Here is a 20,480-nt window from a genome sequence, read left to right as displayed (position 1 = left end):
GTTGGGACTCACCGTTCTCCATCGCCTGATGCCACGCTCCCCGACACAGCCTCATCACCACAGCCATTTTGACCAACAGTCGGCTCGCCCTCAGCATTCAATTCCGTCGCCTGCCTGGTATCAGCCTCCCGCAGCGACTTCGCCGGAATACCGATCAGCACAACGAAGACTCCACACAGAATAATGAGCCCACTGGCCATGAGGCCCACGGAGATGTCGCCGGTGATTGCCTGGATTGCAGCCAGCATCGCCGGAGCCACAGCCGCCATGACCGATCCAGCAGCCGTGACAAAGGCAATGCCGGTAGCAGCGGTCCTCGGCGACAGATAGATCGAGGGGATCGAATAGAAGACCGTAAGACCCGAATAATGCGCGCATGCCATCACAGTGAGCAGGACAACCACAAGCGGCGGCGTATCAAGAGTGAACGCGAGGATGAACATCGTTGCGATGCCCGTCAACCACGGCACAGCCGTATGCCAGCGGCGCTCGCGAGTTCTGTCCGAATGGCGCCCCACGAGGAGCATCACGATGATTCCGCCGATCGGCGGGATGGCCGAGAGCAGGCCCAACGAAAGCGGATCATCAATACCGGAGCGATGGATGATGCGCGGCGTCCAGAAGGAGACCGCGTTGGCGAACGTATACGCTGCACAGGCGCCAAGGCCAAGAATCCACACCCTTGGGTCGCGCAGCGCTACGCGCAGTCCACCGTGCGATTCGTGCCCCGTGCCCTTCGTCGCTGAGTCATCAGCAAGATCCTGCTCAACAACAGCCTTTTCCGCGCCACTCAGCCACTTAGCTTGAGACGGCCTATCGCAGAGCACCAGCCAAGCGATTCCCGCGAGAATGAGCGGAGGGATGCCCTCGATAACGAACAGCCACTGCCAGTCAGCCAGACCCGCAACACCACCGAAAGCGCTCATGATCCATCCGGACATCGCGGACCCCACGGCACCCGAGATCGGAATAGCCATAAAGAAGATCGCGGTCATCCCGGTTCGCCGACTAGAGGGGAACCAGTATGAGAGAAAGAGCAGACACCCCGGAAAGAAGCCCGCCTCAGCAACCCCGAGGAGGAACCGTGCGATATAGAAGGTCACCGGTCCAGTGATGAACATCGTGGCAATGGTGACCAAACCCCAAAGCATCATGATGCGCACAATGGTCTTTCGTGCACCGATACGGGACATGAGCGCGTTCGACGGAATCTCAAAGATGATGAATCCAACGAAAAAGCAACTCACCCCTAACGCATAGACCGCCTCACTGAACCCCAGGTCACGCTCCAGTCCGATCTGGGCGATGCCGATGTTCGTCCTGTCGATAAAGCTGATGAAATAGCAGATGACCAGAAGCGGCATTAGCCGCAAAGCCACCTTTCGGTAGATGCGCTTTTTCTCTGTCAGCGACACCTCTGTCGCAGCGTCAATCGCCATGGACAAGCCCCCAATGCCTTGATTCCAATTAAGTGGTTCAAGTCTCACTCTCAGTGTTGAGTTTGTCAACACTAAAATCAACACAAAGAAGCTCGTCTCCGAAACTCTGACTAGGTCACCTCACCCTGGGGTCTCGTGCTCGTGGTGATCGAGGACGATTGCGACGTCGGCGAGCTTGTTGAGAGCTCGGTCCAGAACCTCACGTTCCTCAGGTTCCAAGACCGCAAGCACCGTCTGATCTCGCTCATTTGCGGCTGCGATGATCTGCTCGAATAGCGATTGCCCGCTATCTGTAAGAGTGAGCTGACTCGACCGGCGAGGCCCCAGCGACTTGGAGACTAGGCCGCGATCCACAAGTCCCGAAATCACTCGACTCATCTGCGCTTTGTCGAGCGCAGCCAAACGAGCCAACTTGTTCACAGTCATCGGCTGCGTCTGACCGAGCAGGGCCAAGGTCCGCCACTCGGGAAGACTAACGTCGAACTCCCGTCGGAATCGAGGCCCCGCGCTGGCTGATAGCAGGTTAGCCAGACGCCGCACTCGGAACGAGAGAAGCTCGGTTATTTGCAGCGGCTGCGTGCTCGCGCCACCTTCTGCATGCGGGGCGTCGTCCATAAAGGCATCCAATCTTCTTGTGCGCCAGCGGGCATAGAAACGTCAGTACTCTATCGTTCCATGACCTAGCGTGCTTCCGGATGCCGTGAAACCATGTCAGGTGCGGTGCCACCACTTTTGCCGACCTCAATCAGGCGCACCCGCCTGCACTCCCACCCTGTGGCACAATGAAGATGTCGCGACTGGCGCGGCACGGCGGTGGGGCTCGCCGTACCCAACCTCGGCGCAGGACTCGTGATGAAGTTCAAGAGTCCGCAGTCGACAACAGTCCCTACCTCGACCGGCTTCAGCATGCCCGAAAGGTAGGAGAGACCATGACCGCCAGCCCCGATCCGATATACGACGGGCCGCCGCGCGCCCGCATCATCCTCGGCGTCGTCCCCGATCAGCCCGCCGAGGTGATCGCCGCCGCCGCGGACTACGCCGCCCACTTCGACGCCGAGCTCGTCTGCGCCCACGTCGACGACTCCCGCTGCACCGTTGAGACTCGTCCCGACGGCTCCGTGCTCTCGATGCCCATCGATCCGGACACCACGGCCGAGGCGGCCACCGAGTTCGACCCAGAACTCCAGGACCGTATCGCTGCCGCCCTGGCAGGGACACATGTGGCCTGGTCGACTCGCGCACTGGCCGGGTCACCGGCACAGGAACTCGACCGGCTCGCCGAGGCGCTCGATGCCCGCATGATCATCCTCGGCGTCCGTCGCGCAGGTGTCCGCGGCTCATTGCATGAGTTCTTCAACGGTTCGGTCGCGATCCAACTGTCAAGGCGCCAGCATCGCCCGCTCGTCGTCGTTCCGCTGGCAGCAGGCGCCGACGGCATGGATGCCCCCGAAGCTGCTGCGACGTCGCCGACACCAGGCGCCTCCCCCGCTGCTGAACCTCTGACCGGCGAGGCCGGGCAGTGACCCGGCCGGTCCATCTGCGCCTGTCCTATCTGGGGCTCGCGTTCCTCGGCGGCACGCTCGGAACCGCGGCACGCGAGGCGATCAGCCTGAGCCTGCCGCCCCTCGGCGGTGTGCCGTGGGCGATCCTCACGGTCAACATCCTCGGGGCGTTCCTGCTCGGCCTGCTGTTGGATTCCCTGGCGCGCAGCGGTCCAGATGACGGGTGGCGTCGCCGAACGCGGGTCCTGGTCGGCACCGGTTTCATGGGCGGATTCACCACGTACAGCGCACTGGCCGCGGATACGGCGGGCCTCCTCGGCGCGGATCCGGGCGGTGCGAGCAACCCCGGCATCGGTCTTGCCTACGCGGTGGGCACGGTACTCATCGGCGGTCTCGCCACGTTCGCCGGCATCGCCACGGCGACGACGCTGCGTCGAGGAGGCGCCCGATGACGCCGCTGGTCTTCGTCGCCCTTGCCGCGGCCGGCGGACTCGGCGCCTCATCACGAATGCTGATCGACGGACTCATCAAGTCCCGCATGAGCACGGCCCTGCCGTGGGGAACGATCATCATCAACGTCTCGGGGTCGCTCGTACTCGGACTGCTGACCGGGCTGGCCGGGGCGAATCTGCTGCCGGAAGCCTGGCACCTGGTGCTCGGCACGGGATTCCTCGGCGGCTATACGACGTTTTCGACGGCGAGCTTCGAGACTGTTCGGCTTCTCCAGGAACGTCGCTGGGTCGCCGGCCTGGTCAACGGGCTTGGCACCCTCGTCTTCGCCACGGCGACCGCGGCGATCGGAATGTGGCTCGGCGGCCTGGCTTAGCTGCGACAGACCGTTCTGGACTCAGCCACATCTCCACACGCTCACCTTCGGCAAGGCGCTGTCCGCGCAGACGCCGAACGGCCCAGTTGAAGTCGAAGAACACACATTTGAACATGTGCTGTGCGACTTCAACTGGGCCGTCAGCGTATGAGCGCCGAGCCGCTCCAGCGAATTGAGCTCAGCTCACTTATAAGCGCGGTGGTACTGAGCCGGGCGGTAGTCGATGTCGAAGCGCAGTGCGTCGGCGGCGCGCAGCGCGAAGTTCGGGTCGCGCAGATGCTCACGGCCCGCGAGGATCGCATCGGCCTGGCCGGTGGCCAGTATGTGCTCGCCCTGGAACGGTTCGCTGATGAGGCCGACGGCCGCGGTCGGCAGCCCCGATCCCTGGCGCACGCCGGCGGCCAGGGTCGTCTGGTAGCCGGGACCGACGGGAATCGACGCCATCACATTGCCGCCGGAGGAGACGTCGATGAGGTCGACGCCGTGTTCCTTGAGCCATCCGGCGACGTGGACGGTGTCGTCGAGTGTGAGCCCACCGTCGGTCCAGTCCGTTGCGGACAGGCGCACGAACACGGGAACGTCGTCGCCCACCTCGGCGCGGGTGGCATCGACGATCTCGAGCAGCAGTCGGGCCCGGTTCTCCAAAGTTCCGCCGTAGGAGTCGGTGCGCGTATTGCTCAGGGGCGACAGGAACTCATGGAGGAGGTACCCGTGTGCACCATGGATCTCGACGAAGTCGAACCCGGCCTCGATCGCCCGACGGGCCGAGGACCGGAAGGCCGCGACCACCTCGGCGATCTCCATCTCAGTCAGAGCCCGGGGTTCGGCAAGACCCTCGAAGGCCAACGCGGACGGAGCCACGGTCTGCCAACCGCCCTGCTCGACCGGGACGCTGCCATCGCCGTCGGTCCCCCACTCGGGATATGTCGAGGCCTTGCGGCCCGCGTGGCCGAGCTGGATGCCGGCGGCCGCTCCCTGCGAGTGAAGGAAGTCGACGATGGGGGCGAAGGCGTCGCGCTGCGCGTCGTTCCACAGCCCCAGGTCCTTCGCCGAGATCCGCCCCTCCGGAGTGACGCCGGTGGCTTCGACGATGACGGCTCCCGCACCTCCCCTGGCCATCGCGCCGTAGTGGACGGTGTGCCATGGTGCGGGAACGCCGTCGAGATTCTCAACGGAGTACTGGCACATGGGCGGAACCCAGATGCGGTTGCGGAACGTGAGTCCGCGCAGGGTGAGCGGTTCGAACAGGAGATGAGACATAAGACCTCGTGATCTCGTCGAGAATGATCGTCCAGAAGTATGAGATTCTTCGTACTTCGGGTTCGCACTCTACTACGATGAATTTCGTACTACCAAATATTTCGTACAATGAAGGGATGCGGCGCTACCTGTGATCGGTGGCTGTTCAGATGACATCCACCGACGCTGATCGACGCGATGGCGAGATGGGAGGATCCAGATGCGCACACTCGACCACCCCAGCAGGGACGAGATGAGACTCGACACCGTCCTGGCCGCCCTCGCCGACCCGGTCCGCCGCACCGTCGCCTGCAAGCTCAACGACGCATTCGGCGATCATGCGTGCGCGACCTTTGAGTTGCCGGTGTCGAAGTCCACGGCGACCTACCACTTCCGCACTCTGCGCGAAGCCGGCGTGATCCGACAGGAATATGAGGGCACGAAGATCATGAATACCCTGCGCAAGGACGATCTCGATGCCCGCTTCCCCGGCCTCCTCGACGCCGTGTTCGCCGCCCAGGACATCGAACGCGCCGAGGCAACCGCCCCTGAATCTCGCGACTGACCCGGCCGAGTCGCCTCCGCCCAGACGTGACCGAAACGGTCGGGGAGGCACTCCCCTGCGCAAGACCGGGCTCAGCTCCTGACCGGCTGCCCTTCCTGCCGGGCCTTGGCCCGACCGCGGGCAAGATCGACCAGTCCGATGATTCCGGCGAAGACGATGACGAGCGCAATGAACCCGAAGCCCGCCACGATGGCGGCGCCGTAGCCGGCCATCGGCTGGACGACGAAGAACACGGCGGTGACGATCGCGATGCCGATGGCCGTGCCCACCCGCTGCCCGGTCTGCATCACACCGCCCGAGCTGCCCGCATACTCGACGGGCACCTCAGCCAGAGTGAGCGTCTGATTCGGGCTGATCGCCATGCCCTGCCCGAGGCCGGTGACCCCGAGAGTGAGGAGCAACCACCAGATGCTGATCCCCCAGGCCTCATGCGCCAACACGAGGAGCGCCGAGGCGACGACCCCGGTCAGACCGATTGCGACCCCGAGGACGACCATCTTCCGGCCGAAGGTGAGCACGACACGGCCGGCCGCCTGTGCTGCGATCGCCGAGAGCAGCGCCGAGGGCAGACCGACGAGGCCCGCGTGGAGGGCGGGGAATCCGAGACCGTTCTGCAGATAGAGCGCCACGATGACCCAGATGCCGGGCATACCGACGAAATACATGGACGTCAGCGACGCCCCGTAGGCGAAGCTGCGCGTCCGGAACAGCTGCATGTCGACCATCGGTGATCCGCCTCGGCGGGAGTATCGGTTCTCCCACCGCACCCACAGCCAGACGACGGCGACGCCGACCGGGACGAGGGCATAGATCCAAGCACCTGCGCTGCGCTCGAGGAAGGGCAGCATGACCAGCAATGTGCCCACGCCGAGCAGAACGAGCCCGACCGGATCGAAGTCGGCGCGACGTCGGCCGTGCGAATCGGACTCGGTGCCGGTGCCGATCCAGGCGCTCTTCGGCAGCCAGAAACGGCCGAGGATGATTGCGGCCAGGGCGATCGGCACATTGATGAGGAACGCCGAACGCCATCCCCACCCGTCGCCGAGAACAGCGATGAGTCCACCGCCGAGCACGGGGCCGATGCCCACGGAGACACCGACGATCGTGCCGAACATCCCGAAGGCGCGACCGCGCACCTGACCGTGGAAGTACTGCTGGAGCATCCCCACGCCCTGGGGGCTGAGCAGTCCGGAGCCGAGACCCATGACGACACGTGCGATGTTGAGCACGAGCGGGTCCGGGGACAGTCCCGAGATGAGGGAGCCGAGGGCGAAGACACTGACGCCGATGACGAAGAGCCGACCACGGCCGAAGAGGTCACCGGCTCGGCCGGCTGCGACGAGGAGCACGCCGAACGCGAGCGTATAGCCCGAGAGCACCCACTGGATCGCCGAATTCGAGGCGCCGATCGAGCGCTGCATGTCGGGGAGGATGACATTGACGATCGAGACGCTCAGCAGCGACATGAACATCGGGACGAGCATCACCGCCAGGATCTTGCGCTGCTCTGCCGTCATGACCGTCTCGGAAACATTACCCATTCATATAGTTCTACGCCGCCCTGCCGACAAGCACAATCGGCCTCCGAGGTGCGTTTGCTCACGCACTAGGGAGGCCGATGTGTCCGAAAAAGCTGCGGCGGGTCTACTCCCCGCGGCCGATGGCCTCCACTGCCGTCGGATCTGACGAGTGCAGGAACTCTTCGATGCGGGCGGCTTCCTCACCTTCACCGATCGCGCCGGCGGCACGGCCGAGGGCGTAAAGCGCGCGGAGGAATCCGCGGTTGACTTCGTGCGAGTACGGGATCGGTCCGGCGCCGCGCCATCCGGCGGCACGCAGGGCGTCGAGTCCGCGGTGGTAGCCGACGCGGGCGTAGGCATAGGCGTCGACGAGGCGGCCTTCTTGGTGCGCTTCATCGGCGAGTTCCGCCCAGGCCAGGGACGAGGCCGGCAGTGCCGCGGCGACGTCGATGGGCTCTTCACCTGCGTCGATGCGCTTGCGAGCATCGACGTCCGGGTGGTCGGCGGGCAGATAGGTCGGCTGTGGGCCGAGCTGGCTGGCATCCAGGTTTCCGATATGCGACGGGTTGCCGATGGGCTGGGTCATTGCGTCTCCTTGGTTGTCGAGTTCAGTTCTTCTTCACTTCGGACGGCAGCACCTTGTACGGGTTCGCACTCAGTGCTCCGGTGACCCCGGCGTCGGCGAGCTTCTCGAGCTGCTTCTTGTCCTTGACATCGGTGGCCCAGACGTCGAGGTCGACTCCGGTCCATTTCTCGGCGGCCTCGGCCTCGACGGCCACGGCCGTGTATCCGGCATCGGACAGCGACTCGTTCCCCGACGCCGTCACGTCCCCGGTGAACATGGCGCCGACGCCGGCGTCGGCGGCGGCACGGGCCACCTCGGGGTCATCGGTGCGCACGAGCGTCGAGTCCTCGAGCCCCGCCTCGGTGATGGTCTTCAGTGCCGGGGTGGCCACCTCGGCGGAGTCGATGGCGGGCATGAACACGGTGTCCCCGCCGAACCCGTCGACGACCTGGTCCCAAGTGATGGGATCGCCGGGACTCGTGTTCTTGCGGGCCGGTTTGATGGTCTGGTCGAGGAATTCCGCGGAGTCGAGCTCGTCGAGGGACTTCTTCAGGCCCATGTCCTCGGCCGCGGTCTCCGGGTTCGCGGCGACGATCGTGCCGTCGCCCAACGCCGACAGAGTGGGCGCGGGCAGGTAGCCGAACTTCACGTTCTCGGTGAAGGCGAGCTTCGAGTTCGCCGGGTACACCGAGGATCCGCCGTCGAGGGCGCCCACGGCTGGCGGTTTGAGCGAATCGACGGTCAGCTGATCATCTGACTTCACGAAATTGAATACGAGCACGCCCGCGACGAGGAGGACGACGATGGCGCCGGCCCACAGGGGTGCGTTGAATTTCTTCGGCGCGGGACGCTCGGGCACGGGAATCCGCTCGCGGGATTCGGGATCGACGCTCGGCAGCGGATCAGTGGTGCCGCGGCCATAGCGATCCTGGTGGGCCTGCCTCGGCTTCTTCTTCTTGCTCATCGGCTGCTGTCCTTCGTCGTTCCGGCTCCGGTGACGAGTCCCCGGAGGAACCCGGCGCCCCAGCACAGGTGCATGGTCGGCAGGACGATGCCGAACCAGAACCGCTCCCGTCGTCCGCAGTCCTTCGCCGCCGAGGCGGTCGCCAGGATTCCCGCGATGTAGCCGAAGCTGGGCACGTGGATCAGCGAGGTGAAGCGGCGAAGGAACTTCGGCCACTTCTTCGTCGACCCGGACAGCTGGAGGAATGTCTCGATCACGGCCGCGCTCATGCCGAGCACGAGCAGCGGCGGGGCGAAGTAGCGCAGCGAGTTCTGCGAACCGTAGCGGCGGATGAGTTCGGCGCGCCAGATTCCGGTGGCCCAGAACTGCTGCGCGATCTTCGACCAGGTGCCGCGCGGCCAGTAGGTGACTTCCATGTCGGGGTTGAACCAGATGCGGCCGCCGGCGGAGCGGATCCGCAGGTTGAGCTCCCAGTCCTGACCGCGTTTGATGCCTTCATCGAATCCGCCGAGGTGGTCGAACACTTCCCGACGGTAGACGCCGAGGTAGGCCGATTCGGCTTCCTGCGCCTCATCACCGGAGTGGTAGGCGGGACCGCCGAGGCCGACCGGGGACATATAGGCGCGCGCCACGGCCTTCTGGAAGGAAGTCTTGCCACGGGCGAGCATGAGCCCGCCGCAGTTCGCGGCCTTCGTCTCGCGCAGGGTGTCGATGGCCTGCCTGGTGTAGTCGGCGCCGAGTCCGGAGTGCGCGTCGACGCGGATGATCACCGGGTGTCGGGTCGCGGCGATCGCGAGGTTGAGCCCGATCGGGGTCGCGGCCTGCGGATTGTCGACCGTCTGGATCCGCGAATCGCGGGCGGCCATCGTTTCGATGATGGCGTTCGTATCGTCGGTCGAGGGACCGAGGGCGAGGACGATCTCCTTGTCCCCGTCATACTCCTGCGCAAGAATCGTGGTGATCGCCTGCTCGATGTGTTCGGCCTCGTTGAGGACCGGCATGATGAAGGAGACTCCGGGCTTCTCGTTAAGCGGCGGAAGGCCCTCCGGGGTCAGGATCTCAAGTACTTTCGACACGCCCTCAATCTTCCCATACCCGCGCGCGCTCGGTCTTGAGGGGGCGTACAGGTGGGGCGCCTGCAACGGCTGACTCAATGGCGAGGTGCTCGGCCGCCCGAATCCTCCTGGCGCAGCTTTGCCATCTCCACGCTCTGCCGAAACTGCTCAGCTGGGGCTTCTAGCGTGAACTCGACGATTTCAACCTTTTCGTCCCTGAGCGCATCGAGTACTTGCTGCGGTGTGACAGAGAAAAATTCACGTCGCAGATTGATCTGATTGATGCGACTCGACGAGAATTTCTGATGCAGCATGGTCTCCACGCCTACTGCGTCCTGGGAGAAGAACATCGCGTGCACATCAAAGCCGAAAGGAACCGAAGCATCGCCGAGTTCACGGACGCGGTCCATGGGTTCCAGTCGTCGGGTCATTCCGATCTTCACTGCGTTCTCACCGAACGAGCCTACGTTGGAAATGACGTAAACATATCCCGCTCGCGTGTTGGCCGCGCGATAGTCGACGTCAGCAATTGACTGCTCGACCTCTTGTAGCTGCTCGAGCACTCTGTTTAGTCCTTCGGAATCGTTGCGTGCGCGCAGTGAATCAAGCAGATTCTGATAATGCCGCTGTTCTTTCAAGAGATCTGCTCTCTTCGCCCTGAATTCCGCTTCAGCCTTTTTCTCTTCCCGCAGCTGAGCCCTTCGTTCGCGATCGAGCTCTTTTTCTCGTTCTTTGGCCCGCAGGTGTCGGTTTGCGAGTTCGATTTCAGTAACGCGCAACCGATGGTATTCAGGAGTGATTTGAAGCTCAATCATCTTCCCGTTGCGCTCTACTTGTTCGCGAGTTCGATTCGATCGTTTGATGCACGAATCCAAGTTGCCTGCTTTCGCCGCCTTCACAGCATTTTCAGCTTCCGCGTTGTACGCGCGGAGCAGCAACTTCGACATGTTCTTGAGAAAGCGCTCGCCCTCGCTCGCAGAATTGTTGAACGCCATTCCCGTCGCGGTAGTCGTCGCCGAATTCGTCCGGGCCATTGACTTGTATTGCGAACGCACGCGATCGAGCTCATCAGACAGATCGGCCGACGACTCCGCTGGATGAGTGAAATCAAATATCCCCACATCCTGCAGCTCTGCGTTCGCACGAATATTGACGAGTCTGGATTCTTCGACTGCCAGCGTTGACCGGACCTGCTCCAGCGAACGCTGGGCCGCATCGGTCTGATTCTTGAGCTCTATCGTCTGAGCATGGTAACTGCGTTCGAGTTCTTCGATCTTCGCCACTGTTTCTCGTCTGACTTGCTCGGCTTTGAATGCGTCATCGACGCCGTTATCGCGCATCCAGCCTCGTAGTGCATCCAGCTCTCCCTGGAGTTCCGTGGCTCGACGCTTTCCGTTGAAAAGGCCAATTTTTGGAGTTGCCGTTGCACTTTCCGGTCGTGCTTCCGCACCTCTGTTAGGCGTGTCCGCTGCTCCAACTTCTGATGCATGCGACCGGACATGAGTCGAATTCGCCACGCCCCTAGTCTCCGCTCGAAACTCACTGGATTTGGATCCTTGCATCGGCTGTTGATGAGCCGACCTCTGCTCGGAGTGTCCAGCCTGTTGAAATTGGGGAGGCTGCGGCGGCCGCTGAGGATACCCTGGTTGCTGGCTAGGAAGCGGTTGCCTCGGTTGGGAATGGGCAGTCCATTTCACACCGTCATACCACCGCACAAACGCACTATTGCCTGGATCCACGTACCAGCCTGGAGGAACATTGCTCATGTAGTTATCTAAGCATGGAATGAAACAGCTCGGCTTCTCGGCTTTTAAACCGATTTTCAATAGATCGCGGTGAGGTGCCCTCCTCGCGCCTTCGCACGTTCTTGAACAAGCGAGTCGCGGAACCTACAACGCGATTCCGCAATTCCCGGTTGAGGTGGAGCTCTCCGCCGCGAGGAACGATCAGTTGAGAGCGATGGCCTCGATGGGCAGGTCGTGCTCTGCGGCGAATTCCACCCAGTGCGCGGTCGGTTTCCCGGCGAACGTGCTCTCGAGCACGGCCTCCTCGGTGCCGATGTGCGCCGCCAGCGCCTTCGCGAAATGGGGCTCGAGGCAAGCGACGGCCACGTGCCCATCGGAGGTCGGGTAGGTCCGGTAGAACGGTGATCCCCCGCCGAGGTGGCCCCCGGGTGAGCTGAGACCGTGCCGTGCCGGCCCTGCCGCCCATGCGGCAGCGTCGTCGAGGACGACGCGCTTGACGATGCCGCCGGCGGCCCCCAGCCGCTCCTTCTCCCGCAGGCCGGCGAGCGCCTCGAGAGCGGCATGTTCACCACCGAGGACGTCGGCGACAGGCACGGTCGGCATCGTTCCGGGCACGAGTGTGGAATGTGCCGCCTGATATGTGAGGTCGTGACCGGGCACATCGGCGCGGTCACCGGCGAAGCCGACGATCTCGACATGGACGAGTCCGTGCTGTTCGACGAGCTCGGGCAGGCCGAGAGCAGCGGCGGCTCGCGGTCTCATCGCCGTCAGCAGCACCTGGGCATCGGCGGCGAGGGCCTCGAGCTCTGCCTTGCCGGCGGGATCCTTGAGGTCGATTCTGCGGATGTCCTGGCCGACGGTCAGTTCTCGGTAGTATTCGGGCACAACGGCATCGAGAGGGTCACCGGTCAATGGTTCGATCTTGATGACTTCGGCTCCGAGTGCGCTCAATCGGGCGGCGGCCAAGGGGCCGGGCAGGTTCACGGCGAGACTGATCACCGTGACTCCGTCAAGTGGCTGCTGGTCGGGCACCGTGTCTCCTCGTATTCGGCCATGGAATCGGCTCACAGCACGACTGCTGCACCTCATCGTCTTTCACCGAATGTATTGGAAACTGAAAGAGTGTTCAATAAGGGGCGTCCGAATGTCGCAGGCCCCTCACGATCTACCCGCCCCCACCTGCGCGGATAGCACATCCGCCGCCTGCCGGGTTGTGCCGTGCCGCACATTCCCGTACATTCACAACATAGGACATCATACGTCTTACGTGTTGGTCTTCTATGTCAGATGGGACTTCCGCTCGCACTCACGCCCGCGCCGGTCCCCTACGTTCATCCACGTGAGGAGGGAGCATGGACGCTCCGGGACTCGGCGGCCTCAACTGGGCCGTGATCATCATCTACCTCTTGGCCACCCTCGGCATCGGAGTCTGGTTCACCAGGCGAGCCAGCGGCGGAACAGAGGAGTTCTTCAAGGCCAGCGGGCGGATCCCGGCCTGGGCGGCGGGCTTCTCCATCTACGCGACGACGCTGTCGGCGATCACGTACATGTCCACGCCCGAGCAGGCCTTCCTCAGCGACTGGTCCTATGCGGCCGGCAACATCGCGATCTTCGCGATCGTCCCCCTGCTCGTGATCTTCTACATCCCCTTCTTCCGCAAGCTCGACGTCACCACGGCATATGAGTACCTCGAGGAGCGCTTCGGCCCGAGCATCCGCCTGCTCGGCTCCGTCCTCTTCGTCCTCTTCCACATCGGCCGCGTCGCCATCGTCATCTACCTGCCGACACTGGCCATCAGCTCGGTCACCGACATCAACCCGGCGCTCGTCGCCGGAGCCGTCGGCGTGCTCTCGGTCGTCTACACCTTCCTCGGCGGCATCGAAGGCGTCATCTGGTCCGATGTCGTTCAGGGCATCATCCTCCTCGTCGGCGCGGCGGTCATCCTCGTCTTCGGCGTCATGGCCATCGACGGAGGGCTCGGCACGGTCGCCGCCGACGCTGCGGCCGACGACAAGTTCATCTCGGCCGACAACTGGAAGTTCGGCGGAGCCGCAGCGGCCATCCCGATCGTCTTCCTCGGTTCGGTCTTCAACAACCTGCATCAGTACACGGCCAGCCAGGACGTCGTCCAGCGCTACCAGACCACGGATTCGCCGAAGTCGACGGCCCGTTCGCTCATCGTCAACGGCTTCCTCGCCCTGCTGACGATCCCGCTGTTCTACGGCATCGGCACCGTGCTCTACAGCTTCTACCAGCACTCGGAGGCTCTGCCGGAGGGCTTCAACACCTCGGCGCTCGTGCCCTACTTCGCGGTCACTGCCCTGCCGGCCGGCATCTCGGGTCTGCTCATCGCCGCGATCTTCGCCGCCGCACAGTCGACGATCTCCTCGAGCCTCAACTCGATCTCGGCCTGCGTGACCGTCGACATCCGCGACCGCTTCTTTCCGCCCAAGGATGGCCAGCCTCGCACCGGAGTCGGCTTCTCCCGTGCCGTCATCGTCATCGTCGGTGTCCTGTCCGTCGGGGTTGCGCTCTACCTCGCGGCGACCGATCAGGCCCAAACCTGGGACCTGTTCCTCTCGATCACCGGACTCTTCGGCGTCCCGCTGGCCGGCGTCTTCGCACTCGGCATCTTCACGAAGCGGGCGAACACCTCGGGAGTGCTCGCCGGCCTCCTGCTCGGTGCCGCACTGGCCTGGATCGTCCAGGAACAGGCCGGGCTCACACCGTTCGCCGTCTCCGCGGTCGCGTTCATCGCCGCCATGGTCTTCGGCTACCTCATCTCTCTGCTCACCGGAGCGATGCAGACCGGCCGCAGCCACCACGATGTGCTGCCGCTGACGATCTACGGAAAGCGCTCCGCCTACACTCGCCGAGTCCCCACCGAACCCGCCCGGGAGCCCGCCGCATCCGTGGCCTCCTCCCCCGCGGTCTCCGCCGACTCTGCCCCGCCGAACGGATCGGCTCCGACCGACTCCGGGGCCGCCCCACCGAACAATGACAAGTACGACAAGTAAGGACACGACCATGACTGACTTCCACGGAATCATCCCGCCGCTGCTGACCCCGCGAACCTCCGACGGTGAGGTCGACCGCGCCGGGCTGGCCGCCCTCGTCGACCACCTCGTCGCCGGCGGTGTACACGGAATCTTCGTGCTCGGGTCCTCCGGCGAGGTCCCGTACCTGACGAAGGCCGAGCGTGACCTCGTCCTCGAGACCGCGATCGAGGCCGCCGCCGGCCGGGTGCCCGTCCTCGTGGGCATCAGCGAGCAGACGACGACCCGGGTCCTCGAAGAGGCCGACCGCCTGCTGGCCATCGGCGGTGACGCAGCCGTCGTGACCACGCCGTTCTATGCTCTGTCCGATGCCGCCGAGGTGGAGCGCCACCTCCGCGCCGTCGCCGCCCATATCAGCGTGCCCCTGTTCGCCTATGACGTGCCCGTGCGCACGCATATGAAGATGCCGCTCGACGTCCTCGTCCGCCTCGCCGAGGAGGGCGTCATCGCCGGAGTCAAGGATTCCTCCGGTGATGATGTCGGCTTCCGCCGGCTGCTCCTCGCAACGAAGCACCTGCCCGACTTCACCGTCTTCACCGGCCACGAGGTGGTCACCGACGGTGCGATGCTCGGCGGCGCGGCGGGCATCGTCCCCGGGCTCGGCAATGTCGACCCTGCCGGATATGTGCGCATCTATGATGCGGCGAAGGCCGGCGACTGGCAGGCCGCAGCTGCCGAGCAGGACCGTGTGGCGGCGCTGTTCGACATCACCGGAGCCGCGACCCCGGGTCGCGTGTCCGCTGGTGCGGCCGGCCTCGGCGGGTTCAAGACCGCCCTGCAGCTCATGGGCGTCATCGGTTCGAACCGGATGGCCGAGCCGATGGAAGCGCTCAACGCCTACGAGGCCGAGCGCGTCCGCGAAATCGTCGCCGCCGCAGGACTGCTGTGACCCTGCCCGCCACCGTCGCCGTCGATGTCGGAGGCACGAAGATCCGTGCCGGTTCCGTCATCGACGGCGAACTTGCGCACGTGCGCAGCGTGCCGACGCCCGCGATCGCAGGTGCCCAGGCGGTACTCGACACAATCGCCGAGGTGGCCGCCGCCGTCATCGTGGAGACGTCGGGTTCGCGTGGCGCCGAGTCCGGCTCGGGTGGGTCCGACCCCGGTGGCGGGGTTGCCGTTGGCACCAGCCTTGAGTCGGCCGTTAGCGGCGAGCCCGCCGGTCTCGGCGAGGCCGGATCGCATTCCGATTTCGCGTGGCGGATCGGCGTCGGCGCGGCCGGGGTCATCGACACGACGACGGGGGCCGTGGTCTCGGCGACGGATTCCCTGCCCGGGTGGGCCGGAACAGACGTGGTCTCCGAACTCACCGCCCGCACCGGCCTACCCGTGCGCGCCGTCAACGATGTGCACGCTCATACCCTCGGCGAGGCGGCTGCCGGAGCCTCCACCGGTACGCAAAGTTCGCTGCTCGTCGCGGCAGGCACCGGTATCGGTGGCGGGTTCATCAGTGGTGGCCGCTTGCTCACGGGCCGGAATTCGGCCGCCGGGCATATCGGACACGTACCTTCTGCAGCAGCGGCCGGACTGGACTGCCCCTGCGGCGGCAACGGCCACGTCGAAGCCATCGCTTCGGGTCCGGCTATTCTCGAGACTTACCGGCGTTTGGTCGAAGGATCGACCGAGCCCGGCCACGGGCAATCGGAACGTGCGGCACAAGGGCAGTCTCCCGTCTCAAGCCCCGCCTCAGCGAAACCGTGCGACTCCTTCACCCCAACTTTCACGCCCGCGCCGGTCCCGGCGAACACCCGAGAATTGGCGGCGGCCGCCTCGGCGGGGGATGCATTGGCGCTTCGCGCCTTCGACATCGGGGCGCGTGCCCTCGGCTCGGCACTCGGTGGGATCGTCAACGTGCTCTCCCCCGAGGTCGTCGTCATCGGCGGCGGACTCGCCGATATGGACGAGACCTGGTGGGCACCTCTGCGCGAGGCTTTCGCCGCGGAACTCATCCCCGCCACCTCCGGAACCCGGCTGGTGAAGGCAGAATTGGGGCAGGACGCCGCGCTCATCGGCGCTGCCGGCCTCTGGAATGACGCGCCTGGCCAGAAGCACTGAGACGCTTCCCTCCTGTCAAACCAACACACTGACGAACTCGCCGAACGGCGAGGAGAACCGCCAGAAGAAGGAGACTCACTGATGCTGTCGAAGACCGAGATCCTCGAGGCGCTGCGGGGACGGCTCATCGTCTCCGCTCAGGCCTATCCGGGCGAGCCGATGCGCGATCCGAGGACGATGGCGCAGGTGGCGGCCTCGGCGGTCAGCGGAGGAGCATCTGCCGTACGAGTGCAAGGTCTCGGCGACATTCAGGCAACCCGCTCGGCCGTCGACGTCCCGGTCATCGGGCTGTGGAAGGACGGCAAAGACGGAGTCGTCATCACCCCGACCTTTCAACACGCGTATGCAGTGGCTCTGGCTGGATCCCACATCGTCGCTCTCGATGGGACGCGGCGGGAACGACCCGACGGACTGAGCCTGGCCGAGACGGTCGAACGCCTCCACGAGCAGACGAACGCCCTGGTCATGGCCGATTGCGGCAGCCTTGACGATGCAAAGGCAGCGGCAGATGCAGGAGCGGACATCGTCGGCACGACTTTGGCCGGGTACTCGGGAGAACGACCGGCCACCGAAGGCCCCGACCTCGAGCTCATCAGTGCCATCCGCGCGGCGGAACTGCCTGCGCTGCTCGTCGCCGAGGGCCGCATCCACACCCCGTTGCATGCCTCCGCCGCCCGTGAAGCCGGCGCCGACGCCGTGGTCGTGGGCACCGCGATCACGCACCCCTCGACGATCACCTCATGGTTCACCGAGGCGGTCGAGGGCTGAGTTCACGAGTCAGCTGCCCGGGCTGAGTTCGCAGGTAAGCGGCCCGGGATGAGCTGACCGGCTACCCGCCCGGGTTGATCTCGCTCCGAGGCCCCGCCAGTTGCCTGCCCAGGCCGAAATCGTTCAGAGGCTCTGCCACTCCGGCTTGTTCTCATACGCGTGGCGGTAATAGTCGCCGAGCTGCAGCCTCGACGCCGCCGCATCATCGAGCATGACAGTGACATGCGGGTGCATCTGCAGCACGGTCGCCGGCCACATCGCCGAGATCGGCCCTTCGACCATCTGATGCACTGCCTCGGCCTTGTTGCCTCCGGTCGCGACGAGCACGAGATGCTTCGCTTCCATGATCGTGCCCAACCCTTGGGTCAGGCACAGTTTCGGCACCTGCTCGACGTCGCCGTCGAAGAACCGCGCATTGTCGAGCCGGGTCTGGTGCGTCAGGGATTTCACCCGCGTCCGCGAGGCCAGGGATGATCCGGGTTCGTTGAACGCGATGTGACCGTCGCTGCCGATCCCGAGGATCTGCAGGTCGATCCCGCCCGCCTCGGCGATCTCCCGTTCATAGTCCGCCGAGGCGGCCGCCAGGTCATCGGCGGATCCCTCGGGACCGTGGACGGCCCCCTCGGCGAAATCGACTCGAGTGGCGATCTCGGCGTCGATGACGTTGCGATAGCGCTGCGGATGGTCGTCGGCGATGCCGACGTATTCGTCGAGCATGAACGCCTGCGCGTGGGCGAAGGACAGACCCTCGTTCTTGTGGCGGGTGGTCAGCTCGTCGTAGATGCGCAGTGGGCTCGACCCGGTGGCCAGGCCGATGACCGGTGCGGTTTCGGTGCGCAGCAACCGCTCGATCGCGTCGGCGGCGAGCTCCGCTAGCGTGTATTCGTCGGCGATGACGACTTCCATGTGGTCTCCTTCGGCGTACTGCGGTCTGAATTCGGCGCTGCCCCGGTCGGTTGTGCGGGAGTCTCTGCCTTCAGTCAATCACTTCTGTTCGAGGGCCCGCATGATCGGCTCATAGTGGGCGGTGATCGCGGCTCGGAAGGCCTCGGCATCGCCGGATTCTGCCGCTTCGAGCATGAGGCCGTGGGCACGGGCAGTCTGTTCCAGGTCGGAAGCCACGGCGACGTTGAGTTTAGGCAGGACGGCGGTGTGCACGTCCCAGAAAGCAGCGACGAGTTGGCCGACGAGCGAGTTTCCGAGCTTCGCGAGCAGTCCCGTGTGGAAGGCGCGATCCTGCTGCGGGAAGGTCTTGCCGTCAGCGGCGAGCGCGGTCATCTCGTCGACCAGGTCCTTGAGCTCGGAATTCTCCGTGCCGTTGAGGACGTGGACGATCTGTTCGGACATTCCGTGGTCGAGGGCCTTGCGCACTTCGACGACATCGCGCAGTGCGTCGAGGTCGTCGCCGGGGCTGAGCACGCCGCGGAAGACGAGGGCTTCGACGAGCGCGTCGAGCGTCATCTCGCCGACGTAGGTGCCATGACCGTGCCGGACGTCGACGATGTCGAGGGTCGAGAGCTTGCGGATGGCTTCCCGGACGTTCGACCGCGAGACGCCGAGGCGGGTGCACAGTTCGCCTTCGGTCGGCAGCAGGTCTCCGGGACGCAGACCATCGGAGAGGATGAGATCCTTGATTCTGTCGGAGGTCGTCACTTTCCGTCCGGTCTCTGTCGGCTCCGCCATGATCACCTTCTGCTGGTCGTTCTACGCTGAGCCTCCATTATACGTCTGACATCAGATGTTCCGGCAGTCGTTCTTCGATGTCGAGACACTTGGGCCGTGACGCCAACCGACCTTGGCATATGCGGATGTCGTCCTGGCTACTAGGGTGGTAGTCACAGGCGGTCGTTCGGCGGCCGAAATCTACGACGCATTGGAGCACCCATGACTGGATTGGTGGCCACATTCGCCATAATCATCGTCATCCTCATCATCGCCGTTCTGCTTTTCGGCAAGCTGCGCACCAGCATGTTCTTCACGGTGAAGACGCAGGAGAACGTCATCGTCGAGCGATTCGGCAAGTTCAAGAAGGTGGCGAAGCCAGGACTGAACACGAAGGTGCCGTTCATCGAGACGACGAGTCGGCCGATCTCGCTGCGCGTCCAGCAGCTCGAGGTCAACATCGAGTCGAAGACGAAGGACAACGTCTTCGTCACCGTTCCCGTCGCCGTCCAGTACGTCGTCGAAGAGAACAATGTCGCCGACGCCTACTACAAGCTGGCGAATTCCGAGGAGCAGATCCGCTCCTACGTCTTCGACACCGTTCGTTCGGCACTGTCGGGCCTGACTCTGGACACGGCGTTCGAGTCGAAGGACGATATCGCGGAGAACGTCGAGGGCCGGCTCTCGGAATCGATGAAGCGCTACGGCTTCAAGATCGTCAGTAGCCTGGTCACAGATATCACCCCGGACCCGAAGGTCCGCGATTCGATGAACTCGATCAATGCCGCACAGCGTGACCGCGTCGCCGCTCAGTCGCTCGCCGAGGCGGACAAGATCAAGCGCGTCACCCAGGCTCAGGCGGAGTCCGAGGCGATGCGCCTCCACGGTGAGGGTGTCGCCGCTCAGCGCAAGGCGATCGCGACGGGTATCGCCGAGCAGTACGCGAAGCTGCAGGAGGTGGGCATCGACAAGACGGCCGAGCAGCTGCTGATGATGACCCAGTACTTCGACACCATGCAGAACGTCGCTCAGGAGGGCCGGTCGAACGTGCTGTTCATGCCCTCGAACCCGGGCGGCCTCGGCGAGATGGGCCAGGAGATCCGCAACGCCCTGTTCGCCGCCAACGCCGCCGAGGATGGGGCGACCTTCACGGCGCCCGAGAGCAGGTACACCTCGAGCCACCGCTCCGAGCAGGCCAGCGTTCCCCCGCAGCCGTCCAACCCGCCGAGCTCGGGCGGCTCCAATGGTTCCGACGGCTCGGGTCATGACGGTCGGTCAGGTGGCCCCGGAGGTTCCGGCCAGTCGCTCGGCCAGTCCGTTCGCTCTGCAGCCCAGTCGGCGCGGGAGGCTGCTCAGCAGTGGAAGAACGGCCAGCAGCCGCCGCAGAATCCTCAGCAATAGAACCCCCTCCAACAACAGCATCACCCACCCGGTGCCTCGCACCGTCCCGCTCCCACGGGAGGAAAAGGCGCGAACGGTGAATGATGCCCACGGGCTGGGGCGTTAAGCCACTAACGGT

20 protein-coding genes and 1 pseudogene are annotated in these 20,480 nt (G+C 64.6%); 9 read left to right on the top strand and 12 right to left on the bottom strand.

Annotated elements, in window-relative coordinates; all coding sequences use genetic code 11:
* Positions 1 to 8 precede the first annotated feature (8 nt).
* The gene (locus SB749_RS08010) at positions 9 to 1,487 is read right to left on the bottom strand and encodes an MFS transporter (RefSeq protein ID WP_410709869.1); all 1,479 of its coding nucleotides are present in this window, start codon (positions 1,485 to 1,487) and stop codon (positions 9 to 11) included.
* A 72-nt stretch (positions 1,488 to 1,559) separates the two neighbouring features.
* Positions 1,560 to 2,054, bottom strand: coding sequence for a MarR family winged helix-turn-helix transcriptional regulator (locus SB749_RS08005; protein WP_410709868.1), 495 nt, complete (start codon positions 2,052 to 2,054; stop codon positions 1,560 to 1,562).
* 314 nt (positions 2,055 to 2,368) lie between these two features.
* Here SB749_RS08005 and SB749_RS08000 point away from each other — a divergent pair, with 314 nt between their 5' ends.
* Genes SB749_RS08000 through crcB form a run of 3 tightly spaced genes read left to right on the top strand, consistent with a single transcriptional unit; the run spans position 2,369 to position 3,767 of the window.
* On the top strand, positions 2,369 to 2,962 hold the full coding sequence (locus SB749_RS08000) for a universal stress protein (protein ID WP_410709867.1): 594 nt from the start codon (positions 2,369 to 2,371) through the stop codon (positions 2,960 to 2,962).
* Positions 2,959 to 3,393 carry a fluoride efflux transporter FluC gene (locus tag SB749_RS07995; protein ID WP_410709866.1) on the top strand — a complete coding sequence of 145 codons (435 nt, stop codon included), beginning with the start codon at positions 2,959 to 2,961 and terminating at the stop codon, positions 3,391 to 3,393. The genes SB749_RS08000 and SB749_RS07995 overlap by 4 nt, the downstream gene beginning before the upstream one ends.
* Positions 3,390 to 3,767 carry a fluoride efflux transporter CrcB gene (gene crcB, locus SB749_RS07990; protein WP_410709865.1) on the top strand — a complete coding sequence of 126 codons (378 nt, stop codon included), beginning with the start codon at positions 3,390 to 3,392 and terminating at the stop codon, positions 3,765 to 3,767. The genes SB749_RS07995 and crcB overlap by 4 nt, the downstream gene beginning before the upstream one ends.
* A 183-nt stretch (positions 3,768 to 3,950) precedes the next feature.
* On the opposite strand, the gene SB749_RS07985 is transcribed toward crcB, so the two are convergent.
* Positions 3,951 to 5,027, bottom strand: a complete 1,077-nt coding sequence (locus SB749_RS07985; RefSeq protein ID WP_410709864.1) for an NADH:flavin oxidoreductase/NADH oxidase — start codon at positions 5,025 to 5,027, stop codon at positions 3,951 to 3,953.
* A 199-nt stretch (positions 5,028 to 5,226) separates the two neighbouring features.
* Here SB749_RS07985 and SB749_RS07980 point away from each other — a divergent pair, with 199 nt between their 5' ends.
* Entirely contained in the window at positions 5,227 to 5,571 is a 345-nt protein-coding gene (locus SB749_RS07980; protein ID WP_139469891.1) for an ArsR/SmtB family transcription factor, read from the top strand.
* 71 nt (positions 5,572 to 5,642) lie between these two features.
* On the opposite strand, the gene SB749_RS07975 is transcribed toward SB749_RS07980, so the two are convergent.
* The 7 genes and pseudogenes from SB749_RS07975 to SB749_RS07945 all read right to left on the bottom strand — a co-directional run bounded on the left by SB749_RS07975 (position 5,643) and on the right by SB749_RS07945 (position 12,452).
* The gene (locus SB749_RS07975; RefSeq protein ID WP_410709863.1) at positions 5,643 to 7,112 is read right to left on the bottom strand and encodes an MFS transporter; all 1,470 of its coding nucleotides are present in this window, start codon (positions 7,110 to 7,112) and stop codon (positions 5,643 to 5,645) included.
* Positions 7,113 to 7,215: 103 nt separating this feature from the next.
* Positions 7,216 to 7,677 carry a DUF3151 domain-containing protein gene (locus SB749_RS07970; protein WP_410709862.1) on the bottom strand — a complete coding sequence of 154 codons (462 nt, stop codon included), beginning with the start codon at positions 7,675 to 7,677 and terminating at the stop codon, positions 7,216 to 7,218.
* Positions 7,678 to 7,699: 22 nt separating this feature from the next.
* Positions 7,700 to 8,620 (bottom strand): hypothetical protein, encoded by a 921-nt coding sequence (locus SB749_RS07965; RefSeq protein WP_410709861.1) that lies wholly within the window; start codon positions 8,618 to 8,620, stop codon positions 7,700 to 7,702.
* Positions 8,617 to 9,696 carry a glycosyltransferase family 2 protein gene (locus SB749_RS07960; protein WP_410709860.1) on the bottom strand — a complete coding sequence of 360 codons (1,080 nt, stop codon included), beginning with the start codon at positions 9,694 to 9,696 and terminating at the stop codon, positions 8,617 to 8,619. Before SB749_RS07960 ends, SB749_RS07965 begins: the two co-directional genes overlap by 4 nt.
* 74 nt (positions 9,697 to 9,770) lie before the next feature.
* A complete protein-coding gene (locus SB749_RS07955; RefSeq protein ID WP_410709935.1) occupies positions 9,771 to 11,192 on the bottom strand; it encodes a DUF4041 domain-containing protein in 1,422 nt (473 codons plus the stop codon).
* 150 nt (positions 11,193 to 11,342) lie between these two features.
* Positions 11,343 to 11,441, bottom strand: a pseudogene (locus tag SB749_RS07950) (DUF2510 domain-containing protein); the annotation flags it as partial.
* Positions 11,442 to 11,621: 180 nt separating this feature from the next.
* Positions 11,622 to 12,452 (bottom strand): CoA transferase, encoded by an 831-nt coding sequence (locus tag SB749_RS07945; RefSeq protein WP_410709859.1) that lies wholly within the window; start codon positions 12,450 to 12,452, stop codon positions 11,622 to 11,624.
* Positions 12,453 to 12,772: 320 nt separating this feature from the next.
* On the opposite strand from SB749_RS07945, the gene SB749_RS07940 reads away from it, so the two are divergent.
* The 4 genes from SB749_RS07940 to SB749_RS07925 all read left to right on the top strand — a co-directional run bounded on the left by SB749_RS07940 (position 12,773) and on the right by SB749_RS07925 (position 17,299).
* Positions 12,773 to 14,437 (top strand): sodium:solute symporter, encoded by a 1,665-nt coding sequence (locus tag SB749_RS07940; protein WP_410709858.1) that lies wholly within the window; start codon positions 12,773 to 12,775, stop codon positions 14,435 to 14,437.
* A 10-nt stretch (positions 14,438 to 14,447) separates the two neighbouring features.
* Complete coding sequence (locus tag SB749_RS07935; protein ID WP_410709857.1) at positions 14,448 to 15,365, top strand: dihydrodipicolinate synthase family protein; 918 nt, start codon at positions 14,448 to 14,450, stop codon at positions 15,363 to 15,365.
* Positions 15,362 to 16,531: an ROK family protein gene (locus SB749_RS07930; protein WP_410709856.1), complete on the top strand. Its 1,170-nt coding sequence runs from the start codon at positions 15,362 to 15,364 to the stop codon at positions 16,529 to 16,531. Before SB749_RS07935 ends, SB749_RS07930 begins: the two co-directional genes overlap by 4 nt.
* Positions 16,532 to 16,612: 81 nt before the next feature.
* The gene (locus SB749_RS07925; RefSeq protein ID WP_410709855.1) at positions 16,613 to 17,299 is read left to right on the top strand and encodes an N-acetylmannosamine-6-phosphate 2-epimerase; all 687 of its coding nucleotides are present in this window, start codon (positions 16,613 to 16,615) and stop codon (positions 17,297 to 17,299) included.
* A gap of 123 nt (positions 17,300 to 17,422) precedes the next feature.
* Here SB749_RS07925 and nagB read toward each other — a convergent pair whose 3' ends face one another.
* Entirely contained in the window at positions 17,423 to 18,205 is a 783-nt protein-coding gene (nagB, locus tag SB749_RS07920; protein WP_410709854.1) for a glucosamine-6-phosphate deaminase, read from the bottom strand.
* Between the two features lie 78 nt (positions 18,206 to 18,283).
* Positions 18,284 to 18,982: a FadR/GntR family transcriptional regulator gene (locus SB749_RS07915; protein WP_410709853.1), complete on the bottom strand. Its 699-nt coding sequence runs from the start codon at positions 18,980 to 18,982 to the stop codon at positions 18,284 to 18,286.
* A 201-nt stretch (positions 18,983 to 19,183) separates the two neighbouring features.
* Here SB749_RS07915 and SB749_RS07910 point away from each other — a divergent pair, with 201 nt between their 5' ends.
* Positions 19,184 to 20,362, top strand: coding sequence for an SPFH domain-containing protein (locus SB749_RS07910; RefSeq protein ID WP_410709852.1), 1,179 nt, complete (start codon positions 19,184 to 19,186; stop codon positions 20,360 to 20,362).
* Positions 20,363 to 20,480 lie beyond the last annotated feature (118 nt).

It is taken from the genome of Brevibacterium sp. SIMBA_078, assembly GCF_046534565.1.
GTDB lineage: Bacteria > Actinomycetota > Actinomycetes > Actinomycetales > Brevibacteriaceae > Brevibacterium.
The sequence above is the reverse complement of the archived record's forward strand: the minus strand, read 5'-3'. Positions and strand labels throughout refer to the sequence as shown.